This is a genomic window from Robertmurraya massiliosenegalensis JC6, assembly GCF_000311725.1.
Lineage (GTDB): Bacteria > Bacillota > Bacilli > Bacillales > Cytobacillaceae > Robertmurraya > Robertmurraya massiliosenegalensis.
This window is the reverse complement of the sequence record NZ_HE978519.1, coordinates 28,848-49,378: the sequence shown is the minus strand read 5'-3', so window position 1 is coordinate 49,378 and position 20,531 is coordinate 28,848. Positions and strand designations below refer to the sequence as shown.

Annotated in this window: 22 protein-coding genes; 18 read left to right on the top strand and 4 right to left on the bottom strand. The window is 34.1% G+C overall.

Annotated elements, in window-relative coordinates; genetic code table 11:
• The first annotated feature begins 5 nt into the window (after positions 1-5).
• The 11 genes from BMSHG_RS23295 to BMSHG_RS23245 all read left to right on the top strand — a co-directional run bounded on the left by BMSHG_RS23295 (position 6) and on the right by BMSHG_RS23245 (position 11,616).
• Positions 6-1,436, top strand: a complete 1,431-nt coding sequence (locus BMSHG_RS23295; RefSeq protein WP_019156871.1) for an ATPase, T2SS/T4P/T4SS family — start codon at positions 6-8, stop codon at positions 1,434-1,436.
• A gap of 10 nt (positions 1,437-1,446) precedes the next feature.
• Complete coding sequence (locus BMSHG_RS23290; protein WP_019156870.1) at positions 1,447-2,424, top strand: hypothetical protein; 978 nt, start codon at positions 1,447-1,449, stop codon at positions 2,422-2,424.
• A 136-nt stretch (positions 2,425-2,560) separates the two neighbouring features.
• On the top strand, positions 2,561-3,352 hold the full coding sequence (locus BMSHG_RS23285; protein ID WP_019156869.1) for a hypothetical protein: 792 nt from the start codon (positions 2,561-2,563) through the stop codon (positions 3,350-3,352).
• A 32-nt stretch (positions 3,353-3,384) separates the two neighbouring features.
• Entirely contained in the window at positions 3,385-3,579 is a 195-nt protein-coding gene (locus BMSHG_RS23280) for a hypothetical protein (RefSeq protein ID WP_019156868.1), read from the top strand.
• 81 nt (positions 3,580-3,660) lie between these two features.
• On the top strand, positions 3,661-4,041 hold the full coding sequence (locus BMSHG_RS23275) for a hypothetical protein (RefSeq protein WP_019156867.1): 381 nt from the start codon (positions 3,661-3,663) through the stop codon (positions 4,039-4,041).
• Positions 4,042-4,053: 12 nt separating this feature from the next.
• Positions 4,054-4,962: a M23 family metallopeptidase gene (locus tag BMSHG_RS23270; RefSeq protein ID WP_019156866.1), complete on the top strand. Its 909-nt coding sequence runs from the start codon at positions 4,054-4,056 to the stop codon at positions 4,960-4,962.
• A gap of 105 nt (positions 4,963-5,067) precedes the next feature.
• A complete protein-coding gene (locus BMSHG_RS28840; RefSeq protein WP_019156865.1) occupies positions 5,068-5,946 on the top strand; it encodes a hypothetical protein in 879 nt (292 codons plus the stop codon).
• Positions 5,947-8,556, top strand: a complete 2,610-nt coding sequence (locus tag BMSHG_RS23260) for a PKD domain-containing protein (protein ID WP_019156864.1) — start codon at positions 5,947-5,949, stop codon at positions 8,554-8,556.
• A gap of 139 nt (positions 8,557-8,695) precedes the next feature.
• Positions 8,696-9,199, top strand: a complete 504-nt coding sequence (locus BMSHG_RS23255) for a hypothetical protein (protein ID WP_019156863.1) — start codon at positions 8,696-8,698, stop codon at positions 9,197-9,199.
• Between the two features lie 15 nt (positions 9,200-9,214).
• On the top strand, positions 9,215-9,931 hold the full coding sequence (locus BMSHG_RS23250) for a hypothetical protein (protein WP_019156862.1): 717 nt from the start codon (positions 9,215-9,217) through the stop codon (positions 9,929-9,931).
• Positions 9,932-10,542: 611 nt separating this feature from the next.
• Positions 10,543-11,616, top strand: coding sequence for a helix-turn-helix domain-containing protein (locus BMSHG_RS23245; RefSeq protein WP_019156861.1), 1,074 nt, complete (start codon positions 10,543-10,545; stop codon positions 11,614-11,616).
• Between the two features lie 136 nt (positions 11,617-11,752).
• Here the strand turns inward: BMSHG_RS23245 and BMSHG_RS23240 are convergent, their stop codons facing one another.
• Complete coding sequence (locus BMSHG_RS23240; RefSeq protein WP_019156860.1) at positions 11,753-12,586, bottom strand: ATP-dependent DNA ligase; 834 nt, start codon at positions 12,584-12,586, stop codon at positions 11,753-11,755.
• 170 nt (positions 12,587-12,756) lie between these two features.
• On the opposite strand from BMSHG_RS23240, the gene BMSHG_RS23235 reads away from it, so the two are divergent.
• From BMSHG_RS23235 to BMSHG_RS23200, 7 genes are all read left to right on the top strand, one after another.
• The gene (locus tag BMSHG_RS23235) at positions 12,757-13,092 is read left to right on the top strand and encodes a hypothetical protein (RefSeq protein ID WP_019156859.1); all 336 of its coding nucleotides are present in this window, start codon (positions 12,757-12,759) and stop codon (positions 13,090-13,092) included.
• 321 nt (positions 13,093-13,413) lie between these two features.
• Positions 13,414-13,761 (top strand): hypothetical protein, encoded by a 348-nt coding sequence (locus BMSHG_RS23230; protein WP_034659314.1) that lies wholly within the window; start codon positions 13,414-13,416, stop codon positions 13,759-13,761.
• A gap of 1 nt (position 13,762) precedes the next feature.
• Positions 13,763-15,112, top strand: coding sequence for an FtsZ/tubulin family protein (locus BMSHG_RS23225; RefSeq protein WP_019156857.1), 1,350 nt, complete (start codon positions 13,763-13,765; stop codon positions 15,110-15,112).
• 16 nt (positions 15,113-15,128) lie between these two features.
• Complete coding sequence (locus BMSHG_RS23220) at positions 15,129-15,389, top strand: hypothetical protein (RefSeq protein ID WP_019156856.1); 261 nt, start codon at positions 15,129-15,131, stop codon at positions 15,387-15,389.
• A gap of 369 nt (positions 15,390-15,758) precedes the next feature.
• Entirely contained in the window at positions 15,759-16,187 is a 429-nt protein-coding gene (locus BMSHG_RS23210; protein ID WP_019156854.1) for a hypothetical protein, read from the top strand.
• The gene (locus tag BMSHG_RS23205; protein ID WP_019156853.1) at positions 16,174-16,782 is read left to right on the top strand and encodes a hypothetical protein; all 609 of its coding nucleotides are present in this window, start codon (positions 16,174-16,176) and stop codon (positions 16,780-16,782) included. Before BMSHG_RS23210 ends, BMSHG_RS23205 begins: the two co-directional genes overlap by 14 nt.
• A gap of 352 nt (positions 16,783-17,134) precedes the next feature.
• Positions 17,135-18,058: a hypothetical protein gene (locus BMSHG_RS23200; RefSeq protein ID WP_019156852.1), complete on the top strand. Its 924-nt coding sequence runs from the start codon at positions 17,135-17,137 to the stop codon at positions 18,056-18,058.
• A 430-nt stretch (positions 18,059-18,488) separates the two neighbouring features.
• On the opposite strand, the gene BMSHG_RS23190 is transcribed toward BMSHG_RS23200, so the two are convergent.
• From BMSHG_RS23190 to BMSHG_RS26825, 3 genes are all read right to left on the bottom strand, one after another.
• Positions 18,489-18,821 carry a hypothetical protein gene (locus BMSHG_RS23190; protein ID WP_019156850.1) on the bottom strand — a complete coding sequence of 111 codons (333 nt, stop codon included), beginning with the start codon at positions 18,819-18,821 and terminating at the stop codon, positions 18,489-18,491.
• A 134-nt stretch (positions 18,822-18,955) separates the two neighbouring features.
• Positions 18,956-20,101 (bottom strand): Ger(x)C family spore germination protein, encoded by a 1,146-nt coding sequence (locus BMSHG_RS23185; protein ID WP_026073598.1) that lies wholly within the window; start codon positions 20,099-20,101, stop codon positions 18,956-18,958.
• 14 nt (positions 20,102-20,115) lie between these two features.
• Positions 20,116-20,481: a spore germination protein gene (locus BMSHG_RS26825; protein ID WP_235776441.1), complete on the bottom strand. Its 366-nt coding sequence runs from the start codon at positions 20,479-20,481 to the stop codon at positions 20,116-20,118.
• Between the last annotated feature and the right edge of the window lie 50 nt (positions 20,482-20,531).

The following is a 20,531-nucleotide window of genomic DNA, read 5'->3' as shown; positions in this document are numbered from 1 at the left end:
GGCGAATGACAATAAATTCACCAGTAATATTTGATATTAATGATTTTATTGATACAAACAGAGTTTTTGAAGAAGAAAAAGAAGAAAAGAAAGTCAGAAAAAACGATTTCCAAGAAGCTGTTATTTTAGTTAAGGAGTATTTTGAGGAACTTTATACAAGTGATCGCTTGACGGATGAAGAAAAGAGAATACGCCAAGAGATTGAACACAACGCCATATTAGGAGATGAAAAAGCACAAAGTATATTAGTACCCGAAATTAAAGAATTCCTTCAACAAAACAATTTACAAGGTATCACGCATTATGATTTCTTTGATTCTCTTGCTAGTGCAATTTTTCATGAAATATATGGTTTTGGAGTTTTTTATAAATGGGAAAAATTAGCAGATTCACCATCTGCGAAAATCATAGGAAAAGAAATATGGTTTAAAGTGGATGGTCAATTTGTAAAGCAGCAAGAAACATTAAGAAATGATGAACATGTTTATGAAATCCTTAGAGCTTTGGAAGTTGCAAATAAAGGATTCAAAATTAATGAATCAAACCCACGAGCAGAAATTGAGATGAAGAATGGAACAAGGGTAACTATCTCCATTCCTCCTGCATCTTTTAAACCAGTAATCGTGTTTAGAAGGTTTATTGTCAAGAGTTTTTCATTTTTGGAACAAGCAAAAAGAAAAACCATTGCATTAGAGGATGTTGAATTCTTCAACGATCTTTCAAAACTCTATTTAAACACAATCATTGCAGGGCATGTTGAATCGGGGAAATCGACAATGTTAAAAACATTTTACGGTGCGAGAGATTCTCAAAAAGTAGCTGTTAATATAGAACCTTCTCCCGAATCGTACTTTAAGCGAGACTTCCCAGAAAGGTTAGTACATGACCTTTATACGTTAGATGATATCGAAGGAACTATACGCTTAGCTTTAAGAATTGACCATGACTTTATCATGTTTCAAGAAGTTAGGGGAATTGAGGCTGAGGGAGCAATGAAAGCAACAGAGAGAGGTTCCACAGGTTTGCTAATGACTTACCATATTACCGACCCAGCTAATACTCCAGAACAAATTGCGGGCCACATCGTAGATGAATTTCCTAACAGACGACTATCTAATGAAATTAGAAGGGTATCAAGACAGTTGGATATCGGTATCACAATGGAAACATTTGAGGGAAACCAAAAGAAAATAACCACTGTTTATGAAGTCTGCTACAACAGAATGACAGATAAAGCATGGATTAATTATCTAATAAAATATAACGAAAAAAGTGATTGTTGGGAATACAATAGCAATATTTCTTATGAATTGAAAAAGAAAATTTTTAAATTTGACGAAAAAAGAGCCGAAAAAGTTATTTCTCATCTACTGAAAATGAGTAAATTACATCCTATTACAGAGGAAACAGTAGAAGAAATAATTTTCAAAGACTAGAGGTGAAGCGATGTTTGAGGTATTAGAAATTCTCTTAAAAATAGTTTCGTATTCACTTGCTATTTACGGATTATGGCTATTAATCGGAAGTCCTTTTTTACAAAATGAGCTTGAAAAAGGTTTTAAGAAATGGAAAAGAAATCGACGTTTAAAAAGGCTCAATGAATTAAATAAAACGGAGGACTCGAAAAAATCGAATACACAAAATCCAATTTTTCAACACTTAGAACTGCTTTTAAACGCAATTTCAAAGAAAGAAGAAAAGGCGAATGTGTTTAATTTCTTATTTTTGATAGGGGTAATTTTTTCAGTCAGTATAACTGCGTTAATGTTATCAATTAGCGATATACTTTTCTCTTTGTTCACTAGCATTGTATTTACAAGTATTCCCTATATCGTGATAAGGCTACGGTTAACAACATTACGACTAAGAACACAGCTTGCTTTTTTAAATGAATACCATGCATTACTTCAAAATTATCAAAGTACAGGTAGAGATATTTACTACACGATCATGAATGTAATTAAAGATACAGAAGATAGAGACCTCAAAAAGATATATCAAAAATTGCTATCTTCTATGCAAAAAGAAAGAAGTGAAGAAGCTTTTGTAAAGGCGATTACTGTTCTTTCATATTCAATCAACTCAACTCACGCTAAACGATTTGCAAAATTACTAATCAAAGCACAGATAGATCGAGCAGACATTTCCTTACCCTTAAATGACCTAAATAACGACATAAAGAAAAGACAAAAGGATATGCAAGTATCTAAAACCGATAAACTTGAAACAATCATGATGGGATACTTGCCTATAGCGCTATTACCTTTAATTGTTTTTTTAGCCTATCGTATTACCGGAATTCGTGATTTTTGGCATTTCTTTTTTGAAAAGACTTCATTCTCGATTTTCATTGTGGCTGTAAGCATGAGCGTTATATCTGTACTAACAGCTTACATCACTAGTAAACCAAGAGCAGATATTTAGAATGTCTTAGCTTAAATATGGTTGAAAGGAGGGAAGGCACATAGTAAGTTCATTAATTGTAAAAATAATTCTCTACACATTTTATTTAACTCTTATCATTTTAGGAACAATACACATATATAAAAACATCACTACGTTGTCTGAAAGACGAATTTATAGATTAAGAGCATTAAAAGGTGTTAAAGAAAAGAAAGAAAAATTTGTTAAAGAGAGCCAAGAGTCGCTATTACAAAAAAGATTAAAGGCAACTGGAATATCATATTTTAATGCTGTTAGATTCTATGTATTGAGATGGTGCTTAATTTTAGTTGTAATAGTGGCTTATGTAGTAGCACCACTATTGAGCGATGATTTCAGTTTATATAACATTTTTTATCCACTTGGATTATATTTTCTGACTGAACCAAAATTAAAATATTCGCTTGTTTCTATCATTTTAAATAGCTTAGTAGCCAATAGACAAAAGAAAAGGGTAATTGAGGTTTTTACGCTTTTTGATTTATTAAAAGCTGATTTATATACTTTGAAGTCATCCCAACAGGTGAATGTTTATAGTATTTTGAGAGAATCTTTACCCATGTTTGAACATATACAGGGCAGTATCTCTAGAATATTATCTCTTTGGAAAGTGTCACCTGAAAAAGCGAAAAACGTTTTATATGAAGAAATTGGAGGTGAAACAGCAAAAATACTAGGTGATATTCTCATTAAATTAGATAAGTCAACTAAAGATGAAGCTTTAAAAATTATTGAAGCAGAATCGAACGTATTTTCATTTACCTATTATGAAAATGAACTAAGATATACTGGCAAACAAAAAACAGTTATCTTTACCTTCTTCACATTCACCAGTGTAGTAATCATTGGTTGGCTTGTATTTTTTGTATTCAATATGTTCAGTGGTTATATGTCAAACGGTCTTTTATAAAAATTAGGAAACATAAAAGGAGAGATTTTTAGATGGAAAGTATTATTGTAAAAACGTTATTAATTGTAGCTGCAATCGCGTTGTTCTTATTGGTAGTTATTAATCAACTTACACCTGCAATCACTGGAAAAGGTACAGAAGTTCAGAATACAATTACGAATACAAATGTAAGTTCCTTCAACTACGAGCAAGAAGATACTAACTCTTTACCAATCATTTTAACCTAATTGCCAGGAAAACAAATTGTTTATAAAAGCCATTGAGAATAGTCAATGGCTTGATTTTTTAATATAGGAGGGATATTTGATTTGGAACAAGTAGTAACTTTTATTCTTCTGCTACCTTTGATTGTTTGGTCTATTTTCCAACAACCCCTTTACAATAATGCAGTGATGATTGAAGAATCATTACAACTAGCAATATATGAAGGACAGAAAGAAGCTAGTTTAAAAGGGAGATATGACGAAGAAATATACAAAGAAATGAGAGATTATCTTGTAGAGACCCATAATTATAGACCAGAACTGATCGAAATTAATGGGACTGAAACACTCACGCCTAGAGGAGAGAAACTAGCTATTAAAATAACTGTTCCGAAACCACTAATGACAGTAATAGACCTATTTAAAATTGATACGTCAGAACCCTTCACTGTTCAAAAAACAATTCTTAGCGAGTATAAGGATTAAGGTGGAAATAGCATGAATCTGATCGTAAAAATATTAGCTGTTGTCGTTATGGCAATTATGGGGCTTGTGACAAATATGGATTTATCTACACATGCAAGAGCAACTAAATATTTAAAAGAAGATTTAGAAATAGCAGTTCATGACGCAGCCTTACACCTGGATCAACTTTCATTAGCTCAAGGAAAATTTGCTTTTGATTATGCGAAAGCTAAGGAAGCTTTTAAAGAAAGTTTTAATGAAAATACAGGTCTTACAGAGAGTGATTACGAGATTATAGAATTTGAGGTTTTGGATGAATCAAATTCAGTTTTTCCAGTCACTTATAATGCAACTTCTTTAAATTTTCAAGATACTTTCACAAGCCCCACTATTGTAGCCATTATTGAAACGAACGTTGATAAATACTTCAATAGAAATTCAGAACACACAGTTAGGAGGGTAGCATCCTATACCTATAAGGTGAATTTAGATAGAAAGGCAAGTCCACCAACTACGGTCATCGAAGGAATAGTAGCAAACGAAAACGGATTATTTTGGGTTGTTCCTTTTACTCGAAATATTACATCACCTTTCGATCCAAATCGTTTTCATCCAATTAAAAATGTGTATCAACCACATAATGGAGTAGATATAGCAATCGAAGGGATATTGAATAAACCTGTTGTTTCAGCCACAAATGGGAAGGTGATTTTTGCGGGAACAATAACAGGATATGGAAATATAGTCATTGTTGATCATGGGGGTGGTTTTGAAACAAGATATGCACATTTAAACTCTATGAATGTAACAAAAGGTCAAGAGGTAGTAGGTGGTCAAGTAATCGGTCTTGTTGGGTCAACTGGATATTCAACTGGTCCTCATTTGCATTTTGAAACTAGAATAAATGGTGTTCCATATGATCCTATGATTTTCTATCCATAATAAAAATGTATTATTTTAAAACAAATTAATGTTGAAATATAACACAAATATAGTATAATAGAGTTAAGAGATAAATAATTTATTAGACAAGAGAGGTAGTATACTATGAAAAAACATTTTTTAAGGATCTTGATAGCTAGTTTACTATTGTTACTATTTCAACCATTTACTAATGTTTTTGCTAGTTCTGATTGTACTATGACTATTGATGGAAACAAACATACTTTTAATTCTCCTGCTTATCCTAGCGGAGTCTGTAATGGTCATGTGTATGGGTATTATGTAGATGAAAGTAATACTTATAATTTAGGTGGTTCTTTATTTGCCACTGTATCATCAAATGGTGAACAGTTTACAGTTCCGGTTTTAGGAGTTAACCCTAAACCTATATTAACCGTTACTATTATCCCTAAAGCGATACCAAAGCCAGAACCAAAGCCAGAACCAAAGCCAGAACCAAAGCCAGAACCAAAGCCAGAACCAAAGCCAGAACCGAAGCCAGAGCCGAAGCCAGAGCCAACAAAACCTTCTCAGCCTAAGCAAGAGGAACCAAAATCAAACACAAGTACGACTCAACCAAAACAGGAACCTACAAAGCCGAATACTAACACCAGTACGAACAAAACGAGTACAAGTAGCGCGACTTCAAAACCATCTTCATCTCAAAGTAGTAGTAATACAACAAGCACAGAAAAAGAACAAACTAAGGTAGAAGAAAAAACTGCTACAGAAACAGTTGAAAATAAGGAAGAAACGAAAGAAGAAGCAATTGAAGCATTTGAAACAGTTGAAAAGAAGGAAGAAGATGAAACGGTTGCTGAAGTCGAAGAAGAAACGGAAGAGTTAGTTGCAAGTCTTGATGTTGATGTAGACGATAAAAACAGCAAAAAAGGTAATGGAGTATGGATTGTCAGTGGTCTTATTATCATAATTGCTTTAAGCGGAGTAGGGTATTGGAGGTTTAGAAAAAGAAAGGTGAATTAAATGAAATTATTAAATAAGTTCAGTTTCATTTTCATCTTATTGGTTGGTTTTATATTAATAGATGAAATAAAAGTTTTAGGTGCATCACACCCCTATGACGTGCCAAGTAGTTTAAGAACTAATTGGGGAGCAGTAGGAGGTAAAGAAACAAATCGTGTAAATAACGGTACTCGTCTGATGTACGATGTGTATTATAATAAGTATATTTCGGGTGGATATTCTATCACAAATAGGAATTTTAACAATACTGGTAATCAACCCTATGTACGCTTCACTGGATGGGCAGTTCTATCTGGACATGCACATCATACATCATCTAACAACGAAACATATATCGGTCTTGAAAATGTAAAGACTGGAGCATTAAAAGTGTATAGCACTTTAAAGCTTAATTTAAGTGCTACAGATGATTTAGCTTATAACAAACAAGCTGATGGTAGTTTGTGGAATGCTTGTCCAAGTGGAGCAATCAATAGATTTAGTGATGATTGTAATATGAGATATGATAATGTAGGTTTCGATGCTTATTTACCTCTCAATGAATTATTCCCCGATATAGGCACAGCATCACAATGGAAAATGTATTTAATAAAAAAAGTGAATAATCATGTTGTTTATGTACCTTTAATTGTACCTTTTGAATTTAGTAATCTCTCTTATCAACATGGACAGGTTTCATTAAGTAGTGGGATGAATACAAATACTCTTATTATGATGACAACTAACGCATTAAGAAGAACATATAAAAATCAACCTGCTAGTGAAATTGTCAATTCTTTAGGAGCAGATCGCTATTTTACATTGGGGCAACCGTATACAAGAGTAAATAGTAATGAAACAGGAACAGCCATTTGGTATGGGGTAAGAAGTCCGAAAGATGGGAACTCTACAAGGTATGCTCAATCGGGTTATTGGGGTTTTGGTGGTACTCAAGCACTGCTCTCTTTTGTTCCTGAAAATTTGCCACCTACACACATTTCACATAGTATGACCTCGACGTATCAAAATGGGAATAATTATTGGGTACAGCCAAATACAAATGTAACAATTAATTTAAGACAACGAGATCAAGAATCGGGGAACCTATATCAACATTTACGTTTAGTAGGTAGCAGTCAAGATGTTCGAAGCTATCACAATTTCACATTAGCCAGTGCAACAAATATAACTCGGCTTAATAATTATACGAGTTCACACGTATCTATTGATGCAGCCAGTCGAACTGAGAATACTCAATATGGTAGAGTGAATTGGACAGTTAAACCCAAAACTCATGGACATAATTATGACGTTCACTATTACTACACTGACATTGCTCAAAATACAGTAGGTTATAACAGTACAGGGATGAAATTAAGAGTCGATGGTGTAGCTCCTACTGTGCAATTTCGAAATAGTGGTGATACAGCAAATTTCCATAGTCGAGATTGGAACAGCACGAATATAGTCGTAAGATTGAAATTTAGTGATGCTGATTCTGGATACAAGCGTTCTCGTTATGCATGGACAACTTCAACTGCGACACCGTCATCGTGGTCTAGTTGGTCAACAAGCACAAACTATACCACTACACAGAATAAACAAGGTCAATGGTATCTACATGTACAAGCAGAAGATAATGTGGGAAATGTAGTTACGACAAGACAAGGATTATATAAACTTAACAATCCACCTGTCGCAGACTTTAGTTTTTCTCCAACAACTATTTATAACGATACCACTGTTCAATTTACAAACACTTCAAGTGATGCTGATGGAGATACATTGAGTTACGTCTGGGAATACAAAGCTCCTAACTCAAATTCATGGGTAAGGTTTTCAACAGCCAAAAATCCATCAAGAGTATTAAATATGAAAAAGACTTGGAGTATTCGATTAACGGTTAACGACGATGTTGGGGCAAGCAATTCCACTCATTCTGTATCTAAGAATATTGTCGTTCAAAATAGAGCGCCCGTACCAAATTTTACTTTTGACAAAACCAAGTATTATGAGGGTGATAATTTAAAAATCACTAGCACAGCAACAGATCCAGATAAAGACCCAATTACTATTGTCTATAAATTAACTACACCGAGAGGGCAAGTTCATAATTTTAATACAGTAAATTTTGAATTTAAAACAGAAGAAGCTGGCATATTTAAAATTGAACAAACAGTAACAGATGATGATAATGTCAGCAGAGCTATAACAAAAGAAATTCATGTTTTACCTTTAGAGATAGTAGGATATGTATTTCATACTCCCGAATGGGAAGAATATCATGCACAAGTAGGCCATCCGTCTAATGTGTTTCTTTCGGGGGAGAAATTTCTAGTATCTGCAGCCGTTACAGATTACCCTACTAAAAAGGTATCAGTTACATTCAAAGGAATGCAGGTTGATAATGAAGAAATAGTAATCGGACAGGATCTTATATCTCAACATCCTCTTTATACAGGTGAAATATATGATATAAAAATGTCTCAGCTAAATACAAAACTAGCAAAAGGAAATGTTCATTTTCTATTTACAGCCGAGTGGACAAATGGAACTGTTAAACATGATTTGGTAACTATAAATATCGTCGATGATGTTTATGGGGCTTATGATATTTATAGAAGTAATTAGTAAAAAAAGGAAAGATAGCTAAATGTTATCTTTCCTTCTTTAATAAAAATCTGAAGAGGAACACTTCTGTTGCGATTATATTTAGTTTTAAATGAACGTTTGTTTATATAGAGTATCTAAATAGAAAGGAGAATCATAAATGAAAAAATCATTAGAAAAGGTATATACAAATTATCCAAATGTAAAAAGACGAATGAATGGGGAGGATGTCCCTTTAACAAATACGGAGGAAGTATTTCATCAGTTAGCATTATTTATCTCTGAACCCGATAAATATAGCTTTAATACAGGATTATTCTATAAATACCTAAAAGATGATGACTTAATATTAGGGATTCGTATTATGATTGATTTCTTTCAAAAAGATACTTTATTAATTAAAAATAAAAGGAATGCTTTTCTTACTGCTAGAGAACTAGATGAAGAAACATTATATAACCAAACAACCTTTGCTAAATATTTGGATGATAAAGGTTTAAATTTTACTCCTAACAAATTAGGAACGTATTATCGTAGAGAGAAGAAAAAACCCACAGGGAGATTTCCTCTGGAAGATATTTCAGTCAATGGAACTCCATTTTGGGTAGAATCAACAGTCCAGGCATTCACTAAAGAATTACTTGCAAAAAAAGAAAATGAATAAAAGGAGAGAAGCATTATGCCTTCAGAAGATTCTTTTTGGGACGAATCCGAAACGATAAAAGATAATAAAAAAAATAAATCACATAATCGGAAACATGAAATATTACTTGTTCCAAAAACCATAGAACAACTTGAAAGAACATCAATAAAAGCATTAGAGCAATTGGAGTATATTGAAATTCTTAGAGCGGAACAATATAAGATTTTACAAAATGTAGAGGAAGAATATTCCCGATATAACGATCCTACTCTTCACCCAGAATACAAAAACATGATGAAAGAAACAGGGATGATTACTTATGAAATTAGTACAGAACTTAAAGATAAAGTACTCAAGATAAAGACAAACTTTCTCTTACCAGTTTATAAAAAAACCAAAAATATAAAACTAGCTTACTACAATACACTGCAAGATATTTACCAAATGCCATTAATAAAACTATTAGTTCAAAATAGAAAAGATTTACCCAATTTTTCAAATTCAGATAAAGTATTTATATTAATAGTTCAACATTTTGGAAACAATATAATAACAGATTTAGATAATCGATTTCACTCATTTATTTTTAATGCACTAAGAGCTTCATTAATTATTCCCGATGACAACTGGAAAAATTTATCTTACATGGAGGATGGTAAAAAAACATCTGGAAAACCTTATACGGAAATCTTCGTTGGTAACAATGAGAATATGATAGATATTATAAACTTAAGTAACAAGGATAAAAAATAGAATTAGATGGTTAAAATGAGTCTTGATTATAGGTATAATCTAAGACTTTTTATTTGCCAATTTTCACTTGTTTTTATGGTATAATCTAACTATCAAATTAAAATTATCTTTATACGTATAATAGGTACATAATAATATAGATTTAAACCATTGATATAATAAGGAATTTTAGCACTTTTCAAGTAAACGTTCTTTTAAAAATAGTTTATACCATAAAAATGCTTATTTTATATGGGGTTAATAGTCAATTTTAGAGGTAATACATAAAAGTAGGAGAGGGTTGGTTAGAGGATGACCAATCGAATTATGAGAAAAATGGTTAAAGTAAGATTTTTGAAAAATAGAGGTAAGGAGAAATAGAGTTATAAACTAAACAGGGCTTGATTGAGAGGTAGGAGAGCTCGCTCGACGGACTCGATTGAAAGCGCGTCAGCCAAAGCAGGAAAGATACGTGAAGAAACGTGAGGGGCTTCGTGTGAAATGGAAAAATCAAGATAGGCAGAATTACTAAGGAGTTGAGGAAGAAGTATGAGAGCTATGCTCGAAGGATTCGACTGAAACGACTGGATAGATGGCAGCTAAATATAAAATGAGAGGGGTTAAGGGAAAAAATGAAAGGCGAACATAAAAAAATCTATGAAGAAAGTAAAATATTGTACGAAATCTACCGTATGAGAGGGTTAACGATATCACAGTTGGTAGAAGTAATGTTTAAAAGTAAAGTATATGCTTACAGATACTTGAAAAAATTAGAAAGAGAGGAATGGTTATCATCTGGATATGATTCCAGTGGAAAAAAAAGGTTAGCTAAAGTCTATTTTGTAACGGATCAAGCCATAGAAAGACTTAAAAATGAGGGATATATCGAAAATGGAATACTAGCAAAATTCAATAGACCTCCTAAAATCAAGTTAAAGTACACAATTCAAACAAATGAAGTATATGCAGCGCTTACACCCTATGGTATACACATGTATGATTCTAGAGAATGGAAACTACGGAATAAAATGGACAGGAACAACCTGGTGCGTGGTGGATTAAAAATGCGTGATGGCCGAGAAATTGGGTTGTATTTATTCTTTTCAAAGGAACAAATAGAAGGAGCCGGTTTAGCAGAGGAAACACTAAATAGATTCATTACTGAAATTCAAAAATTCCCTCAAAAAAATCGTTTAGCAATCTTATGTTACAACCCAAACATATACGAAAGGATAGTCGATGCAGTAAGTAAAGATGAGAAGATTCTAGCGAGAAAAGAACTAATGATTATTCCAATGGGTAAAGAAAATTTCGGATTTAATCTATTGCGTATAAGTCGAGATGAAAAAGAACGAAAAGCAACCCTTGAACAAATTTTAAACGCTCGTTTATATAATGAACATATCATGTTAAAGGGGAATAAAGAGCTTTTTACCCAATATGTAGCTGATTATGGAAATAAAGAAACATATGTAGTGGATTATTTAAGCCTAAATCTTCCTGTTTTAAAGAAATTAGAATTAAATTATCATGAATCCATCTATAAACAAGATGGAAGAGAGGTAGATTTAGTGTGCTGGTCAGCAAATAGAAGTGAATTAGAGGAACGTTTTAAGAATTATCCTCACATAAATATAGTCCCTGTACCGATAAAAAACATAAAAGAGACTTATATCTCTCAAATAGAAAAATCCAAGCTAATATGAGCCAAAATGAAGGTCTCAGAGGGAAAGATAAAGTAAGCCTAAATAATTTAGGGAGAGAGGACACATAAACTTCTCTCCCTTCCTTTTATCGTCACTTGTCAGAGGTCTGACATCATATATTTAACTTTCATTTTTGTTAGATACACCATTCAACAAAGGATGGGATTCGTAAATAGCCATTTTTCGTAAGATTTCTATATTTAACTTTGCACTTCAAGACAGGATCTAAGTAGATATACTTGTCGGTTTCTTTAATAATGAGCTGTTTATGGAGAGAATAGAATATTTTTCTATGCTCTTTAGGCATGAATTCCATTGTGCCAGCTACTGAACCATCTGGGAACTGAAGCAACAGCTCAAATTTATCTTTTCTCACTCCTACTATATGGATATTGTCAGCAAATGAATAGTTAATTACCTTCAACCAATCGTAGGACCGTTCATCAATTTTATAAGTTGAGTTCGCAACCTTCTGAACGATACCTTCCAGTCCTAATTGTTTAGTTAAATCAAAATAATTAGTAGCGTTACCGTTCGTCCATTGAACGCTAACCAACATTGCTGAATCTTTAGGAATCACCTTTTCTAAGATAGATTTCCTTTCAATTAAGGGCAGATGTGTTACTTTTTTACGGTCATAATACACAATATCGAAAGCAGCATACTGGATTTTATGTGTTGAACGATTACTATGAAATCTTTCCATAACCGATTCAAAGTCTGGTTTACCATGTTGGTCAGTGACGATTAATTCACCGTCTAGCACAATATTGTCAGGTAACGGTAAGTCGAGGAGTTCCTTAAATCGTGAAGTCACTTCGTTATGATGCCTGGTATATAGTTTAGTAATTCCATTAAATTTACTTAAAATCAAGCGAATTCCGTCTAGCTTGAGCTCAGTAATCATCCTATCATCATCAAAAGGAAGATTATTAGGAGATTTTTGCAATAACATAGGAGAAATATACATATTAATCACCCCTTGACTATTGTAATACAAGAACCTTCCGAAAAGGGTATGTAAATATAGGAAATTCTATAAGGAAATAGCGTGAAATAAAGGTTTAGTATACAATGTACCTGTTTAATGGTACAATTACATAAAATTGGATTTATAGAGTATCGAAAGGAGAAAAGAGAATGGCCACATCACAACCAGATAAGTTAAATAAACGATACAATCATGAATTAGAGGAAAATTTCACATATACCAGCGAGACACTGGAATACCTTCAGTCAAAATTAGATGAATTTGACATTAATTGTTTAAAAGGTGTCCAAGAAAAAAGCAATACAAGAGGATTACGAAAAACAGACTTTGAGAACTACTCTTCAAAAAGAAAACTAATTGATGGTTCATTAAATCGATTAGAAGCACAGGGGCTTATTCGTATTATTCCAGATGGAACATTTAGACCGTATTTCATAACGATACGAGGGCAACAAATGTTAGCAGTTATCGATAAACAAAAATAAACGTTCGTTTATAATAATTAATTTGATTATGTACCATAATTGTGTTCCTTAAAGAAACCAAAAAACAAAGTATTTTCGTTAAAAGAGTATCAAAGATAGATAAATAAAGGATTTTTATTTGTGGTACACAATTGAGGTACATAAAGACTCGGTTTTAATTGATTTTTTCAATTTTTACTGAGTTTTTTATATTTATAGCAGATTTATAGTCACTTAGAATTGCACAATAATAGGCTTTTTACTATAATGTTCCTTAAGAGGACATAATTGTGAATCTTTAAGGTTCATAATTAGATAGAGAAAAAGGTGGTGTTTGTGGTAGTGAGTAACGAAAAATCTGTTTCTGAAAAATATATAGATTTGGATGAAATAGAGTACAACGAAAATACTCTAAAGTTTTTGCGGAAAAAGCTTGATGATTTTTCAATCAATATCTTTCGACAGGTCGTAAGCGAAAATAGAAATCATCGAGGCTTAGTCAAAACTCGATTAGAAGATTATCACAACATGCGAAAGAAATATGACTCTGCTTTCCTTATGTTAGAAGCCCAAGGCTTCATTGAAAAAAAAGAAGATGGAACAGCAACTCCGTATTACATAACGATTCGCGGAAGACAACTAGGTACACTTTTAAGTGAAGAGAGAAGAAAACTAGAGGAGGAACAATAAAATGAGACCTTTTGAAAAAAATGAACAGCTGGGGGCATTAAAAGCATTGCTTTCACCTCATGTATTCTCTAATGAGGTAACTGCAGAAATAGATAGATTTCCAAAACAAACCATCATTGGGCTAGGGCAAGGTGGTGGCCGAATGGCAGCAGAATTGTCTAGATTCGGTTTTCCAACATTTTTATTAAATTCTTCAAAATCTGATATGGACGAGCATAAGAGACTTATTCCAGACGACCGAAGAATTGTTACTAAAAGTGAAGAATATCCTGAATTAGAAGGAACAGACAAAAATGCACAGTTGGGCCATCAAATTGCAGTTGAAAATAAAGAACTATACAAAAAAGTAGCGTTAAGAGAAGAAGTACAAAATGCTGAATTTGTATGGGTGACTGTATCTCTTGGTGGTGGTACAGGTAACGGTGCATTAAATGTGGCTCTTACCTATTTATCGCAAGTTCGTAAGGCTCGTGCGTTATATGGTGGAAAGGTTCCTTTAGGGGTAATTTGCTCTTTTCCTTCAACTGATGAAAAGGGTTCTGCCTTCAGGAAAAATGCTCTTGCAGGTGTAGCATTAATCCAAAAATTTATGAATGAAGGAAAAATTGGTAATGCCCTTGCTATAGATAATGAGAAAATGAATGACTACTATGCGAATGGTCCATTAAAAACATATGCAGGAACAGAAATTGATGCGAAGTCCTACAGTAATATGGTCGTTGCAACAGCTTTAACTGAAATTTCAACAATTCCGTTATTAGATGGTAGAGCTGTATTTGATAAAACAGAGTTATTAACAACTTGGTCGACTCCAGGGTGGTTATCCATTTCTAAAGTTACAGACTTAAGCACAGATGATAACTTAGAAGAGAAAATAACCAGTCTTTACAAGGATAATGAAGTATTGGCTGATTATGAAATGAAGAATGTTGTAGCTGGGGCCATTTCGGTTCTTTATCCAAATGCTAAGAACATTTCGCCTAAAATTGCAGATGATGTTTACAAATATTCTTCAGATCTGTTAAGTACTAAAGTGAACCTATCAATCAGTAAGAACAGCAAGTTAGAAAATCTAACGCTATATGGGCTTTCAGTCCTTCCTACTCCATCTTCACGTGTCCAACAACTACAGGAAGAAAAGGCACAATGGGAGAAAATTGAGAAAGAACAGGAAGATGCTAAAAAGCAAGCTGCTTCTAGCCTAGGCTTAGATGAATTTGCGGATTTCTTCTCAACCGGTACTGCACCAACTAGAAAAACGAGCCTTCTTGACGATTTAGATGATGACTTCGGCACAAACAAATCAGAAACTATGGTTAAGGCTTCAGACTTAGATGATATTGATTTCTAAAGTTGGTGAATTCTAAATGAGTGGATGGAGAGCACAACCTAGGGGTACTAACGCTGGATGTGGAGCTTTATTTGTTTGCTTTGTTGTTATTTATTTTCTAACCTTTATGGTAATAACAGAATTCTTTGATATGTTTATGTATCGCAGCAATGCTGAGGAGATAGCATTTTTTATATCATTGGTGCCTGCTGTTATATTAAGCTTTTTATTTATAGCATGGTATAACCATATGCACCATAAATATATGCAAGAAGAAATAAGAAAAAGAAAATATTAATACATTTCTTTAAAGAAACTGGTTTCATTCATAAATTGAAGAAGCCAGTTTCTCTTGTTTTAGCTACTCTTTTTAACAATCTTAACAGTTTTACTTTTCTTCCCTAACTTTGCAAATTCTTTATACAGTTCTTTATCCTCTTTTGTCGTTTTTCTTTTATTGGATTTCATAATAAAACCCCTTTCTACTTTAGAACGTTCGTTTATTCATACATTAGTAGCATTATAGCCAATTCTTCCAAAGTTTATACAAAAGGCTTGTTCTAACCTCCCTCCTACTCTCATAAACTTTAACCATATGACCACTTAACCACATGACCCTGATCTAATCTTTGAAAATAGGAAAATATGAACCTGGGGGAATATCAATATGAAATCACTAAATCCAATGTTTAATCGAAGAACCTCTCAAAAGAAACCACCTCAGAACCCACAAAAACCAAATATTACATCTACTCCAAGAAAGAAACGTTCAGATGCGAAAAACGACATAAAAATACCCCTGTCTCTCGAACAGAGGCAAATTTTGAAAAAACTAGCGAAAACTCGTGGATTATCCATGACGACGTATTGTTCAGAAGTCCTAGCTTTGTATTTAAGGAGAAAAACAGAGTATCGGCGAGTTGAATACTCCCCTACCGATAAAAAGAGCGTACATGCGAAATTACACCAGCCAGACTACGATGTTTTATTCGAATATTCGGTTAAGTGGGATTGTAGCCTAAGACAAGCAGCGCACCGAATAATAACGACTGTTCTTAAAGTTGAATCAGGAGGATTGGAAAATGAGAAGTTTTAGTAGGCATAACCTTATTCAGTCCGAACTTCAGAGTCTTTCCTTAAAAAATCCAAATAATTGGTTTGAACGCCTATTTTACAAGCTTTATAAGAACACAGATGTAGATTACATCTTGTCTGTCCCTACCTCTACTTATTTACGAGCTGAAGCTTTTTGTGAAGATGTACGTGAATTAAGTGAAATTTATTTTGACCAAAGTGATCTACTCTCCCTTTTATATGATGGTTTTTTACATGATGTAAGGCAAATGGATGATGTTCAAAAAACATACTCGTTTCTTATGATGACTTATGACATGTACTCTCAAAAGGTTCCGGTTAAAATTCTTGCTAATAGTGATGAACGCTTCCATAGTTACTTCATGGCTGCAGAAGAAAATAATCTTGCATCGGTTCAACTGGAAGTATCTTTTACTCGAAAAAAAGCATTACGTGGAGAAATATTATTAGCAGATATGGATGAATCGTTTCCAGAACATCCTTTTACTCTAGAAAAAATATTAGAGATGCTTCTCTATGATTTCATTGAAGAATACAAAAAAGGAAATCATAAAATGGCGATGAGGAAAATTATTGATAATTTAAGCGATAAATAAATGACCATTTAAAAATCAACATAAATCAATAAAAATCACAAGCATTAAAATAGCGAAAGTCTTGATATATCAAACGCTATTGAGCGTTGGACGATATACAGCGGTAAAGTTATGAATAAATAGAATAAAAGTATGAATAAATCAAATGGGTAAATGAATCATAATTACGAATATGAATGATTCGATTACGAGGGTGATTCATAAAGATTCAAAACGCTAGGTATCGTCTGTCTGCGTGTAGCGGAAATTACCAATCTCCTAAAAACCTTTAAACCATTGAAACAATGGGGTTTTAAGTGTACTATTAATGGTATGAATATTAATGAGATTCGGAGATTGAAGGTGTTGAGTGATGGAAATAGAGCAAATTGATATGAGGGAAGCGCTTGAAAGGGAATTTAGGGACGATCCTATTTATAAAATGTGTCTCATCAATAAATTGGATGATGAAGAATTGTTTCCAGAGTCGATCCTTTCCATGCACCATGAAACTTCATATGGAACAGTCGAAGCTGGGAAAATATTAAATAGGCCCGATTCTACAATTCGCAATCATTTTAGAACGGATTTAATTGATTATATTGCTCCAGAGCGTTTTGGAAAGTATTATCGAATGGATTTTAAGAGTGTCTTTAGACTTCATCTTGTTTTTCTTTTGATCGAAAAGAGAGGGAAGAGTACCGTAGATCTTTTAGTTGAATTAGGTTATGAACCTGCTGTTGTTGTCGGCAAAGGAAGAAAAGGAGTCATAAATAAATCAACTGATTTAGAAGCTGGCTATCAGCAAGAACAAGAGCAATCAGAAGCACAGGAACTACGTCGTAAGGTAGAACAATTAACTGAATTTGTTGAAGGGATTATGTATACTGGTCTTTTTCAAGTGATCGACGTGGATGGGAAAGGCACTAAACAAATTGCCTTAAAAGATGAATTTGCGCAGAAGCTCCTTGAAAGTTCCGATAGAGCTGCGGATATTGAAAAAATACTCGAAGAAAATGAAAAATTAAAGAAGCAAATGGAAGCATTAGAGGAAAGCAATCACGATATAGCAATTAAAATTAGAAAAGACAGACTGGAAAAAAAGGTGAAGGAACAACTTGAAATAGATGCTTTGAATAAATGGACTGAAACAAGCAAAGCAACGATCTTAGCAAGAATTTTTCAGTCGGAGAAGATCGAATTAGAAAAAATAAAGTTTGTTAATGAATATGTCGAGAAGCATATAAACGAGCGTTTAAATAATGAAATTAAAGAAAAAATTTTATTTGATGATTAATTAAAAGCCCTTTCTCAATGTGTAAGGGCTTATGAGGGTTTAATTGACAGAAAAATTCATCTATGTTAATCTATATCTAGTTAAAAGTCGTCCAACTGGGGCGTGGATTGTAATAAACTTAATTTTATTTTTATAAAAGAACGGTGTTGATACCGTTCTTTTTATTTTTATTTAAGCATTAGATTTTTTGTACCTTTTACGAAAGTACGTCTGACATTTAGTGCAGTAGACATGCTTAGGGTTGTCCATTTGCCCGCCACATTGAGAACATAGTCCTTTTGATTTTCTTTTTTCATAAATCCTTCTTTTGTGTTCTCTTGATCTACACTTAGACGAGCAATATTTTGAATGTGGAACTTTAGGCAGAAACTCTTTATCACAACCATCGGCAGCGCAAATCTTTTTAATCATTTTAATCGCCCCCGCCATTTTATTTTAAAGAATCCTTATAATCTTCTATTTGCTTATAAGTCCAGATAGGACCACTCGCTAATTTTCGAATTGGCTCTGGAAATGTTCCTCTGGATACGTAAGTGTTAACTCTTCTCTTATCCCATCCTAACATTTCTGCTGCTTCTGCTAGCCCAACTATTGGCGGCATGATCTTGTCTCTGTTCTCTTCAATGATTTGACCTGCATTGTCAAAAAAGTTTTGAAGAAATCCAACATCCTGATATGCAAATTCTTCCTTGGCTATTCGGCAAGCAAATTGCTCATCATCAGTCACAATAAGGCCATTTGTATCGTAGGACTTATAATACATGTTTTCCCCTAATTGGGGTTCCGTCAGGAAAATGCGGATTTACAACGTTAAACTATTTTTTTGGAAACAAAAACCTTGCTTCCCCAACGCTAAGCAGAAGAAGCAAGGTGAGTTAATAATTTCACTTGCCAGAATCACGAGGTGGATTCACCATGTTCATGTAATTTATATCTTCCAGGGTAAACAATATTCACCTCAACCTTTACATGGCGCAGGGAATCTTGGTTTAAAACGAGTTGCTGTTTTCCTGTGGCAATGCTCTTCCATTGATGTGGATGTTTGCGATACAAAGATTCGCCCAAATTGTAAATATCTATACCCTCTTTAAAAGCAGTTTGATACGTTTTGCGGATTTGCTCCTCTATTTTTTCCTGAGCCATTTGTGTGAGTTCCTTTTCGGTAAGGTCCGTATGCAATTCATTGATCCCCGCCTTCACTTTTACTGAAATATCGAAATACGCCTTGTTCAATTTCACAATAGGAGTCACTTCATATTTGGGTTTTTCTGCGATAAGAACAGCCGCAAGCTTCTCTTCGGTAAACAAATCAAGAGGTACTCGGATCGTGTGAGTACTTAGCCAGGGCATTCCCGACAAATCCTTAAGATCCATTCGTCCATAATAATTGTTTAGATCATATACTTGTACGCCTGAATATCTAAGCAGCTCTTTTGGTTTATTACTTTCCTGCCATTGACCTTTGCGAAGCGATAATTCCGGTATATAACTGGTTCTAGCCTTTTCGTTTGAGTCCAGTACAAATTGTTGCAGGCGGACCGGAGCAAGGATAGAGAACTGTCTGAAACTTTGCTCGGGATTGTGAAGAATGGATGCCTTTGGCGATAATCTAAAAAATGGAGTTGCCAGCAAGATTTCTTCAAGAGGCTCTCTTGTACTAAACAGCCAGGCCAAGTATCTTATTTCACGATAACGGTTGATCAATTCCAGCACTTCTCCGACTTTGTTTTCCTTCATCAATCTCTCGCTGAACAAGATGGCAGAGATTTGTCCCCAGTTTAAGCGCTGTTGTGATGTACTGTACAAATCATTTGCCGCCTCTGTAAACGAGGAACCTTCGCCTTTGGCCACCCAAACCGGGGGCTGCTCCGCTTTTTGCTGTCCCTCCAGCTTGGCCACTGTCGAGAAATCAAGCAATTGCACATATAAGGTGTATTGGCCATCGACATAGTCTATTCCAACAGCCGTAGCATAGTTCATGTTTTGCACTTCATATCTGCTCCAGCAACCGGTTAGGGTGAGGAGAAGGAAAAGTGCAACCATACTTTTATATCTCCTCATTTTTGCTTATCCCCTTGTCTTGTAGAATCTCGTGTCTTCAACATGTCCGGTCGAGTGTTTCGCCATGGCCAAGGTAATCGGAACAAAGCGTTGGCCAAGTCTTTAAATGGAGGTGATATTGGGGCCAAGTAAGGCAAGCTGCATGAACGCAAAGAGGCTAAATGGCTGAGCACAATAAATATTCCAAGAAAGAAGCCATAAATGCCAAGCATGGCAGACAGAATGAAAAGAAAAAAGCGTAAGATACTAATTGTTCCAGCCAATGATAAGCTCGATAAAGTTGAACCAAAGATTTGTGTAATTGCTCCGATGACAACGATACCTGGGGATAAGAATCCAGCACGAATGGCTGCATCCCCCAGGATAAGTCCTCCTACAACTGTTACCGTGGCCCCGACCGCAGAAGGGAGTC